The following is a 14,403-nucleotide window of genomic DNA, read 5'->3' as shown; positions in this document are numbered from 1 at the left end:
CCGGCTGATTGACTGGATATGCGGGTTGGCGTAACCGTCACCAATCGAGGAGTTAGCGCCATGGACTGGTTTTCCGCACCCGAATATTGGGTGGGCAGACTGGTGCTCGAGCGCGGCGCCGCGGCGATTTACCTGCTCGGGTTCGTCGCCGCCGCGGTCCAGTTCCGCGCGCTCATCGGCGAGCGCGGCATCCTGCCCATCCCGCAGTTCTTGGCGAGACAATCGTTTTGGCGCACCCCGAGTCTTTTTCATGTGCGCTATTCCGATCGGCTTTTTGCGGCCGTCTCCTGGTTCGGTGCGGCGCTGTCGGTGGCGATCGTCGCCGGGGCCGCCGACGCGGTGCCGATGGGGGCCGCGATGGCGATGTGGCTGGCGCTGTGGGTGCTCTACCTGTCGATCGTCAACGTCGGGCAGACCTGGTACTCGTTCGGCTGGGAGTCTCTCCTGCTCGAGACCGGATTCCTGATGATCTTCCTGGGCAATCACGACGTGGCGCCGCCGGTGCTGACGCTCTGGATGGTTCGCCTGCTGTTGTTCCGGGTCGAGTTCGGTGCGGGACTGATCAAGATGCGCGGCGACCCGTGCTGGCGCGATCTGACGTGTCTGTACTACCACCATGAGACGCAGCCCATGCCGGGGCCGTTGAGCTGGTTCTTCCACCACCTGCCCAAGCCCCTGCACCGCATCGAGGTGGCGGGCAACCATTTCGCGCAGCTGATCGTGCCGTTCGGGTTGTTCGCGCCGCAGCCGGTGGCCAGCGTGGCCGCCGCGATCATCGTGATCACCCAGTTGTGGCTGGTCGCCTCGGGCAATTTCGCGTGGCTCAATTGGGTGACCATCGTGTTGGCGTTCAGCGCCATCGACGACGCGTCGTTGGCGTTGGTGCTGCCCAAGGGCCTCCTGCCGGCGTATGCGGGGCCGGCGGCGACACCGCTGTGGTTCGTCGGGCTGGTGGCCGCCGTCACGGCCGCGGTGGTGTTCATGAGCTACTGGCCGCTGGCGAACATGTTGTCCTCCCGTCAGCGAATGAACATGTCGTTCAACTCATTTCATCTGGTGAACACCTACGGCGCGTTCGGCAGTATCGGGCGGATCCGGCGGGAGGTGGTGATCGAAGGCACCGAGGAGGCCGTCATCACCAGCCAAACCGCCTGGAAGGAATACGAATTCAAGGGCAAGCCGGGAGCGCCGCGCCGGCTGCCCCGACAGTGGGCCCCGTATCATCTGCGCCTGGACTGGCTGATGTGGTTCGCCGCGATCTCGCCGGGGTACGCGCAGCCCTGGCTGCGGCCGTTCTTGCAGCGGCTGCTGGAAAACGATCGACCGACCCTGCGGTTGTTGCGCCACAACCCGTTTCCCGATTCACCGCCCCGCTACGTGCGGGCACAGCTCTACCAGTACCGCTTCACCACGCCGGCCGAGCTGCGCCGCGATCGGGCGTGGTGGCATCGCGCCCTGATCGGCGGATACGTGCCACCGATGGCCCTGCCCAAGGCGGCCAGGGCCAACTGAGCGGAGCGGGCGGCTACTTCTGGTAGGACAGCGCCCCGGTGCCCGCGAGCTTGCCGCCTTCCACGATCAGGTATTCGGGACGGATGGGCTGGCCGGCGAACCAGCTCTCCAGGATTTCCCGGGTGCCTGCCGCGTAACGCGCCTGGGCGGACAGCGTGGTGCCCGAAACATGTGGTGTCATTGCGTTATTCGGCATCGTCCGCCAGGGATGGTCGGGCGGCGGCGGCTGCGGGTACCACACGTCTCCGGCGTATCCCGCCAGCTGACCCGACTCCAGGGCGGCCGCGATCGCCTCCGGGACGGTCTCCTCGGCGCGGGCCGTGTTGACGATGTAGGAGCCCCGGCGCATGGACGCGATCAGTTGCTCGTTGAACATCCGGCGGGTGTCGTCGTACAGCGGCGAGTGGACGGACACCACGTCGACCGCTTGCACCAGCGACTCGACCGTGGGGTGGAACGTGACGTTGAGCTGCTTCTCGGCTTCCGGTGCCAGCCGGCGGGTATCGGTGTAGTGCAGGTTGACGTCGAACGGCGCCAGCCGCCGCAGCACGGCCCGCCCGATCCGCCCGGCCGCGATCAACCCGACGTCCATTCCCTCCAGGTCGTAGGCGCGTTGGGCGCAATCGGCGATGTTCCAGCCGCCTTCGACCGCCCACCGGTGTGACGGCACGAAATTGCGCACCAGCGCCAGGATCTGCATCACCGTGTGCTCGGCGACGCTGATGCTGTTGCTGTACGTCACCTCGGCCACGGTGATACCGCGCTGCTGGGCCGCGTCCAGATCGACGTGATCCGACCCGATGCCGGCGGTCAGCGCCAGCTTGAGCTTGGGTGCGCCAGCGATGCGTTCCGCGGTCAGGTAGGCCGGCCAAAATGGCTGGGAGATCACGATTTCCGCGTCGGCCAGCTCGCGCTCGAATTCCGAGTCGGGGCCGTCCTTGTCCGAGGTCACCACCAGTTCGTGGCCGGCGTCTTCGAAGAATCGGCGCAGCCCCAGGGCACCCGAGACGCAGCCGAGCAGCTCGCCGGGGGTGAAGTCGATCTTCGACGGGCTCGGCACGGTGCTGCCATCGGGGTATCCGCGGATGGTCGGGATGCTGTCGCGCGCGTAGCTCGGCGGGTACCCGTCGACGGGGTCGGGGTAGAGCACCATCACACACTTGGCCATCGAATTCTCCTTAAACCGGGGATCACGCCCAGTCTCGGAGCGCGCCGGCCGCGGTGTCCAAGACACGATTCCGACCGCCTGATAGGCGGCGCCGATCAGCGCCGCTAGGACAGCTCGCCGAGCGTCGCGCCGATGCGGGCCTCGCGCGCGGTCCGGCGCAACGCACGGGCCAGCAACGAGCCCGGCTCGGCCCGGTTGGTCACCAGCGCAATCAGCGCGGTGACCGACGGGCGTCGCAGCGGCAGCACGCTCACCCCGGGCGGCACGCCCAGGGTGTGGATCCACGGTTGCGGCACGATGCTCGCCCACCGGCCGGTGCGAACGTGCGCGAACAGCGCGGCCACGGAATCGGTTTCCAGCTGCGGGGTGACCTGCAGGCCATGGGTGGCCAACGCGTCGTCGATGAGCCGGCGGCCGCGCATGCCCTGCGTCAGCAGGCACAGCGGCAGCTGCACGGCATCCGACCACGTCATCGTCTTCGCTTCGCCGCCAAGCAGTTCGGCGGCGGCGATGAGCACCGGCTGCTCGTGGTACAGCGGGGTGACCAGAAGATCGGCGGTGTCCTGTTGGTCCGGATACAGGATGCCCGCGTCCAGTTCGAACTTGCGGACGCGCTCGACGATCCCGGCCGAGCGCAGGTTGACCTCGAGCTGGACACGCACCAGCGGATGCGCCGCGCAGAACGGATCCGTAAGCAGCGCAACGGTGGTCGAGGCGGCCGGCACCACACCGAGCCGCAGTTCGCCGGTCAGGCCGGCTCGCAGGGCGGTGACTTCCTGTTTGAGGGCGTCGCGGTCGGCCAGGATACGCCGCGCCCACGGCACCAGCCGCTCGCCCTCGGGGGTGAGGCCCTCGAACTTCTGACCGCGCCGCACCAGCGGGACATTGAGCTCGGATTCGAGCTTGCGGATGGCTTCCGACAGTGCGGGCTGCGACACGTAACAGGCGCTCGCCGCGCGCGCGAAGTGGCGCTCTTGCGCGAGCGCGACGAAGTACTCCAGCTGACGGAACAGCATGTGCCATTCGACCACGGGCGCCCCAGGAGACCCGTTCCAGGTGTGTCCCCATGACCAGATGCTCGCCAATTACATTGACACTAAATGAATTTCACCAACCCACCCGTACAACGCCGGCCGCCCTGGGCATCGTGGCACCACCCCAGCCGACGGCGGAAAAGTTTGCCGAATCGCGGCGGACCCCAACCTGTGATACACCATCATGAACGCTCAACACCTGGGTGAGCTCGACGGAAGGAAACATGGTGATGGGTTTCGCACGGGGCTTCGCGACAACCGCTGTGTTCGCCGGCTTAGCCGGCTGTACGGCCGGCCTGGCGTGGGCCGGCACACCGACGATGAACGGCAACTACACCGAGACCGCGACAACCCCGGCCGGGGCAACCTTCAACACCTCCTGGGCGGTCAACTCCTGCGGTGACGGATGCATCTTCATCAAAGCCGGGCTGGGCGGCAGCCAGGCGCACTTGGTCGATGGTCAATGGGTCTTGGACACGATGAACAACATCGCCTGCGCCGACGGTAGTTCCGTGCAGTACGCCGCCAGCTCCCATTTGACGTGGGACCCGAACACCCTTGCGGGCACGGCACAGCACACCTATATGATCCCGGCCTGCGGGCACCCCGCGGGCTACTCCTATACCGACCAGATACAGATCAAGCAGTCGTCCTGAGGCAAACTACAGCGTTTCGTCCAGCTCGCCGAGGCGGTCGGTCAACCGCAGATTCTCGGAGTAGTCGACCGGGCAACTGATCAGCGAGACGCCGTCGTCGTCGAGCGCGGTCCGCAGCGTCGGCAGCAGCTCCTCGGCGCTGTCGATCCGATATCCCTTGGCGCCGAAGCTTTCCGCGTACGTCACCACGTCGGGGTTGTTGAACTTCACGTAGTAGTGCGCCCCGAGCTCGAGGTCCATCTTCCATTCGATGAGGCCGTAACCGTTGTCCTCCCAGATCAGCACCACCAGCGGGATGCGCTCACGCACGGCGGTCTCGATCTCCTGCGAGTTCATCAGGAACGCACCGTCGCCGACGACGGCCAGTACCTTGCAATCCGGCTGCGCCAGCTTGACACCCAGCGCCCCGGGCAGCGCAAAACTCATGGTGGACAACCCGTTTGAGATCAGGCAGGTGTTCCGCTCGTACGTCGGGTAGAGCCGGGCCATCCACATCTTGGTGGCGCCGGTGTCGACCAGGACGATGTCGCTGCGACCCAGGGCCGCGCGGGTGTCGGCGACCACCCGTGCCGGCGCCATCGGGTAGCGCGAATCCTGTTGGCCCCGTGCGAATTCCTCGGCGAGCAGGCCCGAACCGGGCACCTCGGCGGAGTGAGCGAAGGTGTGCCCGGACAGCGCGTCGGTCAGGGCGTTCAGCGAATCGCTGATGTCGCCGATGATCCCCACGTCCACCGAGTAGTGCGCGTCGACCTCGGCCGGGAACCGGTGGATGTGGATGATCTTCTTGTCGGCCTGCGGGTTGATCCGCACCGGGTCGAACTCCTGCAGCTCGTAGCCGACGGCGATGACGGCGTCGGCGTTGTCGAACCCGAAGTTGACGTAGTCGTGCCGCATGAAGCCCAGCGTGCCGATGCTGTTCGGGTGGTCGTCGGGCATGACACCCTTGCCGTGGAAGGTGTTGGCCACCTGGATGCCGAACTCTTCGGCGAAGCGCACCAGGGCCTTGGTGGCGTCGGCGCGGGCGGCGCCGTGCCCGGCCAGCAGCACCGGGCGCTTGGCGTTGCGCAGGACGTCGACGGCGCGCGCCACCTGGCGGGGGGCCGGGGCGTCGGGGCGGACGACGTTGCGCGGCAACGGTCCCAGGTCGTAGTCGGTCTCGTCGGCGTCGATGTGCTCGGGCACCGCCAGGTAGACCGCGGCCGGGCGCTCGGACTCGGCGAGCTTGAACGCCTTGCGCACCATCTCGGGGATGGCGCGCGCGGTCGGGATGCCCGCCGCCCAACGGGTGATGGGGGCGAACATCGACACCAGGTCGACGTACTGGTGTGACTCCTTGAACTCCCGGTCGTGACCCACCTGCGCGGAGATGGCGACCAACGGGGTGCTGTTGGTGGTGGCGTCGGCCGTACCGAGCTGCATGTTGATCGCGCCCGGGCCCAACGTGGCCGACACCACCGCGGCCCGCCCGGTGACCCTGCCGTACATCTCGGCCATGAACGAGGCGGCCTGCTCGTGCCGGGTTAGCACGTAGCGGATGGACGAGGCCGCCAGCGCCTGCACGAACCGGATGTTCTCCTCGCCGGGCACCCCGAACACGACGGAAACACCCTCGTTTTCCAGGCACTTGACGATCAGCTCGGCGGCTTTGCTCATCCGACACCTCCCTTAGGGGAACGATAGTGGCAGGCTAGGTGTTGGACTTTCAGCCGCCAAGCAACACGAACCTGATGAAGGAGGGCCGACGTGCCCATCGCCACCATTAACCCGGCTACCGGCGAGACAGTGAAGACCTTCACCCCGGCCACCGACCAAGAAGTCGACGCCGCGATTGCCCGTGCCTACGAACGCTTTCTCGATTACCGCCACAACACCACGTTTGCCCAGCGCGCCCAGTGGGCAAACGCGACCGCCGACCTGCTGGAGTCCGAGGCCGACGACGTCGCCGCGATGATGACGCTGGAGATGGGCAAGACGCTGAAGTCGGCCAAGGCGGAAGCGCTTAAGTGCGCCAAGGGTTTTCGTTACTACGCCGAGAACGCCGAGCAGCTGCTGGCCGACGAGCCGGCCGACGCCGAGGCGGTGGGCGCGAAGAGGGCCTACACCCGCTATCAACCGCTGGGCGTGGTGCTGGCCGTGATGCCGTGGAACTTCCCGCTGTGGCAGGCCGTGCGGTTCGCCGCGCCGGCGCTGATGGCCGGCAACGTCGGCATCCTCAAGCACGCGTCGAACGTCCCGCAGAGCGCGCTCTACCTCGCCGACGTGATCAAGCGCGGCGGCTTCCCCGAGGGGTGTTTCCAAACGCTGCTCGTCTCCTCCAGCGCGGTCGAGCGCATCCTGCGCGACCCCCGCGTCGCGGCGGCCACGCTGACCGGCAGCGAGCCGGCCGGCCAGTCGGTGGCGGCCATCGCCGGCGACGAGATCAAGCCGACCGTGCTCGAGCTCGGCGGCAGCGACCCGTTCATCGTGATGCCCTCGGCGAACCTGGACGAGGCCGCCAAGACGGCGGTCACCGCCCGGGTGCAGAACAACGGCCAGTCCTGCATCGCCGCGAAGCGCTTCATCGTGCACACCGACATCTACGACGCGTTCGTCGACAAGTTCACCAAGCAGATGGAGGCGCTGACAGTCGGCGACCCGACCGACCCGGACACCGACGTGGGCCCGCTGGCCACCGAGTCGGGCCGCGACGAGATCGCCAAGCAGGTCGACGACGCCGCCGCGGCGGGCGCCAAGATCCGGCTCGGCGGCAAGCCCATCGACCGGCCGGGGTGGTACTACCCGCCGACGGTGGTCACCGACATCACCAAGGACATGGCCCTGTACACCGAGGAGGTGTTCGGCCCGGTCGCGTCGATGTACCGGGCGGCCGACATCGACGAGGCCATCGAGATCGCCAACGCCACCACGTTCGGCCTGGGGTCCAACGCCTGGACCAACGACGAGGCCGAGCAGCAGCGCTTCATCGACGACATCGAGGCCGGCCAGGTCTTCATCAACGGGATGACGGTGTCCTATCCCGAATTGGGGTTCGGCGGCGTCAAGCGGTCCGGGTACGGACGCGAGCTCGCGGGCCTGGGCATCCGTGCGTTCGTCAACGCCAAGACCGTGTGGGTCGGGGAAACCGAGAGCGGCTCCGCGGCCGGCGACAACAAGGTCGAGTGATCGCCCGTCAGACGCCCGCCAGCGCCCGTTCGTCCTCCACCGCGAAGGTGTCCTCGAGCTGCAGCGGCGAGTAGTCGAGGTCGATCTCGCCGACGGGGCGGCCGCGGGCGCTGGAGATGGTGCCGAAGCGCCGCATCCCCTTGTCGGAGGCGTACTGCATGAACTCGTCCACCGACAGCCCGAACGGCATCGGGTCGTAGAGGGCGAAGCCTTCCTCGATCAGACGCAGGCCCAGCGGCATCAGCTCGTTCATCCGCGTTTCGAAGACGCCCCAGTTGGCGTCGTCGGCGGCGACGTGGCGCCGGCAGGTGAAGGTGCCCCACGCCATGTGCCGTCGCTCGTCGTCGCCGATGCGCCGCACCAGTTCCTGCATGCCGGGCAGGATGCCGCGTTCCACGCAGATCTTGTGCCAGCCGAAGTACCCGGTGAGCGCGAGCATGCCCTCGACCATGTGGTTGTAGGTCACCGACGCGCGCACCTGGGCGGCCGGGGACGGATCGACCGTCAACGCGTGCAGGCAGTCCGGCAGCTCCTCGTAGAAGATCGTGCGGTAGGTCGGGACGTCGTCGAGGAAGTTGTGCAGGTCCTCGGTGATGCCGACGGCGTCGAGCCACATGCGGAACACCTGGACGTGCTTGGCCTCCTCGAAGGCGAACTGCGTCAGATACATCTCGTCGCCGAGCCGGCCTTCGGCCCGCATCGCGGCCATGAACGGCTGGATGTCCTGGGTCACCGACTCCTCGCCGGCGATGAACTCGGCGCACAGCCGGGTGGCGTAGCTGCGTTCGTCGTCGGTGAGCCGCTCCCAGTCCTCGCGATCGCGGGAGAAGTCGATGTCGGCCGGATTCCAGAACTTCGCGTTGCCTCCCGCAAACAGCTTGAGCGGCAAGCTGTCCCAGTTGAGGCCGCCCTGGACCATCGAGTGGATTCGGGTGCGATTCATGTGACCTCCTCAGATCGTTTGGGGGCTGCGCTGATTGGCGGGGTTGTCGGCGCAGCCGCGAATGCGGCGGCCAGCACCGCCACGAGCCTGCGCACCGCCAGCGCCGGCTGTTCCGGGGTGGGCTCGTCGAGCCCCAGAATCGGATCCAGGCCACGCATGTAGGGCGCCAGCGCCAGGTGCGGAAAGATCAACAGCAGCAACGACAACAGCGCGTCGGTGTCGGAATCCGGGCGCAGGTCGCCGCGGACGTGCGCGTCGCGCACCAGCGGGCGCATCACTTCCAGGTAATGACGGTGGATGACGTGCTGGACGCTGACGCGGGCTTCGGTGTCGACTTCCAGGGTCGCCGCGGCGTGCAGCGCGCGTTCGTGCGGATGATCCGCGAAGTAGGCCACCCACGCGTCGAGCCAGTCGGTGAGGAAGTCGAAGAAGGGCCGGCTCGGGTCGAGCTCGCGGATGCGGTCCTCCATGTAGGCGCGCACCCGCTGGCTGCCGATGTCGGCGATGAACGCGTACAGGTCACGCTTGTCCGCGAAGTACTGGAACAGGCTGCCCTTGGCGACCCCGGCGCGGCGGGCGATGACGTTCAGGCTGCCCCGGGAGAACCCGTGGGCGCCGAACTCCGACTCCGCGGCCTCGATGATCGCGGCGCGACGAGCGGGATCGACGCGTGCCCAGGTGACCGTTGGCAATGCCCCTCCTCGTGGTGAATGACCACTGGTCATCCTACTGTGGTGCGCATCACAGTCAAGGGGTGGAGGGGGCGCCAGCCGCCGAGCGTCACGCCGGCGTGACTGTGGAATGCGAGCGTCACGCCGGCGTGGCAGTCGAAGCCGACGCCCGTCAGGGCCGCATCTGATAGGCGCCGCTGAGCGGCAGCACGTGGTCCTTCCAGATCTGGTCGTAGCGCGCGGGGTCGTGGGCGGGCCGGCGGATCATCCGCAGCGCGAAGCGGGCCTGTCCGTCCGTCGTCGCCGGCTTGTCGGACAGCTCCACGGCGTAGGTGTTGAAGTCGCGGACCAGCACGGCGAAGATCTCGTCGAGCAATCCCTCGTCGACGCCCGAGAGCCCGGCCTCCTCCAGGATGAGCTGGGCGTAGGGCACGGTCGCGAACAACTGCCCGACGGCGAACGCGAAGTCGATGTCCTTCTGCTGCGCGGCATCCGGGGTGGCGCCGGCCAGCATGTCGGCGAGCACGTCGATCTGCGAGCGCAGCAGCGCGACGTTCGGCAGGTGCCCGAAGCTGTCGAAGGGCGCGCGCCAGTCGTGGAAGCGCACCTTGCCCAAGCCGCCGGTGGGCCCCTGCGCGAACAGGAAGGCGTCGTCGGCCGCGTCGTCGCGCCGGCCGATCAACGGCAGCGCGCTGTTGGGGGCGAACAGGAAGTTGGGCATGAACTTGGCGAGCAGCCCGATGTTGATGTGGACGGTGCCCTCCAGCCTTGGCAGCAGGCCGATTTCGCGGGTCATCGCCTCGAAGATGGTGTCCTTCTCCACGCCCTTGGCGGCGATCACGTCCCACAGCGCGGTGATGACGCGTTCGCCTTCGCTGGTGATCTTCGCCTTGGTGAGCGGGCTGTACAGCAGGTAGCGACGGTCCTCGGCCGACGCGCTGCGCATGTAGTCGCACGCCCGGGTGGCCACCAGCCGCATCGCGACCAGCCGCGCATAGGCGTCGGTGAGCAGCCGCCGCACGTGGGTGAAGTCGGTGACGACGGTCCCGTACAGGATGCGGTTGGACGCGTGGGTGACCGCCTCGTACATCGCGTGGGTACACATGCCGACCGCGCCCCAGCCGAGGTTGTACTTGCAGACATTGACGGTGTTGAGTGCGGCATGGAAGGCCTCCGGGCCGCGGTGCAGGATGTCGGCCTCGGCGACCGGGTAGTCGCGCAGCGCGTAGTTGGCGACGAAGTTCTGCGAATTCACCACGTTCTTGATCAGCTCGTAGCGCTCGTGCTGCGAGTCGGCGGCGAAGAACACGTACTCGTCGGTGTCGTCGAACTTGCCGAAGGTGGAGACCATTCGCGCCACATTCGCGTTGCCGATGTAGTACTTCTCCCCGGCGGCGGTCCAGCCCCCGCCCGGCACCGGCGTCAGGTTCATGTCGGTCTGGTAGACGTCCGCGCCGTGCGTCTGCTCCGAGAGGCCGAAGGCGAACACCTCGCCGGCCTCGAGCAGCGCGGCGGCCTTGCGCTTGGCGTCGGAGTTGGCGCTCATCCAGATCGGGCCCAGACCCAGGGCGGTGACCTGGAAGGGGTACCAGTAGTTCAGCCCGTAGAAGCCGACGATCTCGGCGAACGCACTGATCCGGTAGGTGTCCCAGCGGCAATCGTCCGCTCCGTAGGCGCTCGGCGTCAGCAACGAGGCGAAGATGCGCTCCCGGCCGATGTGGTCCAAAAACTCCGAATACCACACCCGTTCGTGGTCGTCGGCCTTCAGCCGGGCCTTGCCCCGCGACTCGAAGAAGTCGACCGTCGCGGCCATGATCTCCCCCGAACGGCGGTCTGGGTACTGGCGCTGCAGGTGGTTGGGATTGAGCAACATGACGTGACTCCCAGCGGGCTCTCGACGAAGACGAGGGTGACGGTACTGCAATCGCGCGGCCGTCGGGGCGGCCGGAACAAAACGACCCTGTTGGTCGGGTGCCCGTCGCCCTAGCATCACTGGAGTGTCAGAACTCAATACCGCTCGCGGGTCCATCGATACCGCCGCACTGGGCGTGACCCTCATGCATGAGCACGTGTTCATCATGACCACCGAGATCGCCGAGAACTACCCCGAAGCGTGGGGTGACGAAGACCGGCGCGTCGCCGACGCCATCAAGCGGCTCAACGAACTGAAGGCCCGCGGCGTCGACACCATCGTCGACCTCACCGTGATCGGCCTGGGCCGCTACATCCCGCGGATCGCCCGGGTCGCGGCCGAGACCGAGCTGAATATCGTTGTGGCGACCGGTCTTTACACCTACAACGACGTGCCGATGTACTTCCACTACCTCGGCCCGGGCGGCGAGCTCGGCGGCCCGGAGATCATGACCGACATGTTCGTCCGGGACATCGAGCAGGGCATCGCCGACACCGGCATCAAAGCCGGAATCCTCAAGTGCGCGACCGACACACCCGGCGTCACGCCCGGCGTCGAGCGGGTGCTGCGTGCGGTGGCCCAGGCGCACAAGCGCACCGGGGTGCCGATCTCCACGCACACGCACGCGGGCATGCGGCGCGGCCTCGAGCAGCAACGCATCTTCGAAGAAGAGGGCGTCGACCTGAGCCGGGTGATCATCGGGCATTCCGGCGACAGCACCGACATCGGCTACCTCGAGGAGCTCATCGCCGCCGGCTCCTACCTCGGGATGGACCGCTTCGGCATCGACGCGTTCCTGCCGTTCGAGGACCGGGTGAACACCGTGGCGAAGATGTGCGAGCGCGGGCACGCCGACAAGATGGTGCTCTCGCACGACGCCAACTGTTACTTCGACGCCCTGCCCGACGAGCTGGTGTCGCAGGTGATGCCGAATTGGCACTACCTACACATTCACAACGACGTCATCCCGGCGCTCAAGGAGCGCGGCGTCACCGACGAACAGCTGCACACCATGCTGGTGGACAACCCGCGGCGCATCTTCGAGCGGCAGGGCGCGTATGAGTGAGCCGATCCCGCCGATCGGCACGCAGATTTCGGCGCTGGCCGAACTCGCTCCCGACGAGCCGGCGGTCACCTGCGACGGCATTACCCTCACCCGCGCCCAGCTCGACCGCTCGACCAACCGGCTGGCCCGCGCCTACGCCGAGCGCGGTGTGGGCGTCGGCGACTACGTGACCATGGTGCTGCCCAATTCGGTCGAATGGATCCAGGCCGCGGTGGCGTGCTGGAAGCTGGGCGCGGTACCCCAGCCGTTGTCCGCGCGGTTGCCGGACGCCGAGCTGCAGGGCTTGCTGGACCTACGGCCACCCGCCCTGCTGGTCGGGCGCAAGCATCACCAGATACCCAGCGTGCCAATGGGTTTCACGCCGAATCCGGGGCTGCCGGACGGCGCGCTGCCGGAGGCGGTGTCGCCGGTGTGGAAGGCGATGGGGTCGGGCGGCAGCACGGGCCGGCCCAAGCTGATCGAATCCGGCGGCGACAGCCGGATACCGTCGGCGATCGGCTATCCGCTGGGCGCCCAGGAGGGCGACACCACACTGGTGCCGGTGCCGCTGAGCCATAACACCGGCTTCACCACCGCGACCATCGCGTTGCTGATGCGCCATCACCTGGTGCTGATGAGCCGGTTCGACCCCGAACGGTTCCTGCGGCTGATCGCCGATCATCGCGTGACGTTTCTGACCACGGTGCCGACGATCATGCAGCGCACCCTGCCGGTCTACCAGGCCGACCCGGGCGCCTACGACCTGTCGTCCATTCGGCGGTTCTGGCACCTGGGCGCGCCCTGCCCGCCCGCCATCAAGCAGGCGTGGATCGACCTCTTGGGCGCGGAGAAAGTCTGGGAACTCTACGGCGGCACCGAATTACAGGCACTGACGTTCATCTCCGGGGACCAGTGGCTGACGCACCGCGGGTCGGTCGGCGTGGTGGTCGCCGGGGAGATGAAGGTGCTCGACGACGACGGCAACCCCTGCCCGCCCGGCGTGATCGGCGAGATCTACATGCGGCCCGGCCCCGACAGCGCCCCCACCTACCGCTACGTCGGCGCCACGGCGAAGAGCCGCGACGGCTGGGACTCGCTGGGCGATCTCGGCTATTTCGACGCCGACGGGTACCTGTACCTCTCGGACCGGCGGGTCGACATGTTCACCGTCGGCGGCCGCAACGTCTACCCCGCCGAGATCGAGAACGCGCTCTCGGCGCACCCGGATGTGTTGTCCTGTCTGGTCGTCGGCGTCCCCCACGACGACCTCGGCCAGGTGCCGTACGCGCTCGTGCACCCGATCGACGGTTCGGAGCTGGATTCCGTTGCGGTGCAAGAGTTTTTGCGTGACAACGTGGCTGGGTACAAGGTGCCGCACACCGTCGAGTTCGTCGACACCCCGCTGCGCGACGACGCCGGCAAGGCCCGACGATCGGCGGTGCGCGACCAGATCCTGGAGCGCCTGGCGGCGGCCGAGGCGAGCTGAGCCGCGGTCGTCGCGGGCCACCAAGTATCCTCCAAGCGCGCGGCCCGATCGTCAGGGCCATGCAGATCGAGCCACTGAGTACCGACCTGATCGAACGTTGCCTGCGATCGCGCCGGCCGCGGTTCTGTCCGCAGCGACGACGGCGAAGAATTCTTGGTGCCGTTCCACTACGAGCGCGGCAAGTTGCACGTCACCGTGCTAGGGCGCGATCGCGTCGGCCTCGGCATCGACGGCCTGCGCCGGTTCGCCCGGCCCCTCGCGTTTCTCCCAGCGGCGCAACGCTTCTCGACACGGCGACTCGACCAGCGCATAACTGACCGCGGCGATCGCGAAGCCGAAGATCAACGTCAACACCAGCACCGTCGGCATGCGGCCGGTGAACGGGAACGTGCCGAGCACCGGGAACACCATGGCCAGCGCCGCCAAATGCCACACGAACAGCCCGTAGGACCAGCGCCCCAGGGTCACCATCGCGGTGGTGCCCAAGATGCGGTGCGGCGTGTCCACCCGGTCCAGCACCAGCGGGGCCACCAGCGCGAAGGCCACCAGCGAGCCCATCGCCGTCTTCACCGCGAACTGCGCCGGGGTGCCGGGCACCAGGCCCTCGGGACCGGCCAGCGGCGACGCCGCGATCAGGTAGGCGACCACCGCGACGGCGGCCATCACCCCTCGCCGGCGGGCGATGCGCGCGGGCAAGCCGACCCCGCTGTGCACCCACTCGGCCAGCAGCATGCCGGCGGCGAACCAGGAGAAGAACGCCGGCGGCCAGTTCAGCGGGTTGATGCCGGACTCGCCGCCCCCGGACAAGAGAGGC

12 protein-coding genes are annotated in these 14,403 nt (G+C 67.7%); 5 read left to right on the top strand and 7 right to left on the bottom strand.

Annotated elements, in window-relative coordinates; genetic code table 11:
- Window positions 1-60 precede the first annotated feature (60 nt).
- A complete protein-coding gene (locus tag ACYQ8K_RS18550) occupies window positions 61-1,512 on the top strand; it encodes a lipase maturation factor family protein (protein ID WP_459971221.1) in 1,452 nt (483 codons plus the stop codon).
- A 13-nt stretch (window positions 1,513-1,525) separates the two neighbouring features.
- Here ACYQ8K_RS18550 and ACYQ8K_RS18545 read toward each other — a convergent pair whose 3' ends face one another.
- Together ACYQ8K_RS18545 and ACYQ8K_RS18540 are read right to left on the bottom strand one after the other, a co-directional pair.
- Window positions 1,526-2,680, bottom strand: a complete 1,155-nt coding sequence (locus ACYQ8K_RS18545) for an NAD-dependent formate dehydrogenase (protein WP_459971219.1) — start codon at window positions 2,678-2,680, stop codon at window positions 1,526-1,528.
- A 104-nt stretch (window positions 2,681-2,784) separates the two neighbouring features.
- Window positions 2,785-3,696, bottom strand: a complete 912-nt coding sequence (locus ACYQ8K_RS18540) for a LysR family transcriptional regulator (RefSeq protein WP_459971286.1) — start codon at window positions 3,694-3,696, stop codon at window positions 2,785-2,787.
- Window positions 3,697-3,944: 248 nt separating this feature from the next.
- On the opposite strand from ACYQ8K_RS18540, the gene ACYQ8K_RS18535 reads away from it, so the two are divergent.
- Entirely contained in the window at window positions 3,945-4,370 is a 426-nt protein-coding gene (locus ACYQ8K_RS18535; RefSeq protein ID WP_459971217.1) for a hypothetical protein, read from the top strand.
- A gap of 6 nt (window positions 4,371-4,376) precedes the next feature.
- Here ACYQ8K_RS18535 and ACYQ8K_RS18530 read toward each other — a convergent pair whose 3' ends face one another.
- Window positions 4,377-6,023, bottom strand: coding sequence for an acetolactate synthase large subunit (locus ACYQ8K_RS18530; RefSeq protein ID WP_459971215.1), 1,647 nt, complete (start codon window positions 6,021-6,023; stop codon window positions 4,377-4,379).
- Window positions 6,024-6,113: 90 nt separating this feature from the next.
- On the opposite strand from ACYQ8K_RS18530, the gene ACYQ8K_RS18525 reads away from it, so the two are divergent.
- A complete protein-coding gene (locus ACYQ8K_RS18525) occupies window positions 6,114-7,532 on the top strand; it encodes an NADP-dependent succinic semialdehyde dehydrogenase (RefSeq protein WP_459971213.1) in 1,419 nt (472 codons plus the stop codon).
- A gap of 7 nt (window positions 7,533-7,539) precedes the next feature.
- Here the strand turns inward: ACYQ8K_RS18525 and ACYQ8K_RS18520 are convergent, their stop codons facing one another.
- The 3 genes from ACYQ8K_RS18520 to ACYQ8K_RS18510 form a co-directional block, all read right to left on the bottom strand.
- Window positions 7,540-8,475, bottom strand: a complete 936-nt coding sequence (locus tag ACYQ8K_RS18520; protein ID WP_459971211.1) for a R2-like ligand-binding oxidase — start codon at window positions 8,473-8,475, stop codon at window positions 7,540-7,542.
- Window positions 8,472-9,167 (bottom strand): TetR/AcrR family transcriptional regulator, encoded by a 696-nt coding sequence (locus ACYQ8K_RS18515; protein ID WP_459971209.1) that lies wholly within the window; start codon window positions 9,165-9,167, stop codon window positions 8,472-8,474. The genes ACYQ8K_RS18520 and ACYQ8K_RS18515 overlap by 4 nt, the downstream gene beginning before the upstream one ends.
- 151 nt (window positions 9,168-9,318) lie before the next feature.
- Complete coding sequence (locus ACYQ8K_RS18510) at window positions 9,319-11,019, bottom strand: acyl-CoA dehydrogenase family protein (RefSeq protein WP_459971207.1); 1,701 nt, start codon at window positions 11,017-11,019, stop codon at window positions 9,319-9,321.
- A 124-nt stretch (window positions 11,020-11,143) separates the two neighbouring features.
- On the opposite strand from ACYQ8K_RS18510, the gene ACYQ8K_RS18505 reads away from it, so the two are divergent.
- Together ACYQ8K_RS18505 and ACYQ8K_RS18500 are read left to right on the top strand one after the other, a co-directional pair.
- A complete protein-coding gene (locus ACYQ8K_RS18505) occupies window positions 11,144-12,124 on the top strand; it encodes a phosphotriesterase family protein (RefSeq protein WP_459971205.1) in 981 nt (326 codons plus the stop codon).
- Window positions 12,117-13,589, top strand: coding sequence for an AMP-binding protein (locus ACYQ8K_RS18500; protein ID WP_459971203.1), 1,473 nt, complete (start codon window positions 12,117-12,119; stop codon window positions 13,587-13,589). The genes ACYQ8K_RS18505 and ACYQ8K_RS18500 overlap by 8 nt, the downstream gene beginning before the upstream one ends.
- Window positions 13,590-13,787: 198 nt before the next feature.
- On the opposite strand, the gene ACYQ8K_RS18495 is transcribed toward ACYQ8K_RS18500, so the two are convergent.
- Window positions 13,788-14,403 (bottom strand): acyltransferase family protein (locus ACYQ8K_RS18495; RefSeq protein WP_459971202.1); only part of this gene is annotated, 616 nt, incomplete at its 5' end.

The organism is Mycobacterium sp. MUNTM1, assembly GCF_054660795.1.
This window is presented reverse-complemented; position numbering and strand designations above follow the sequence as displayed.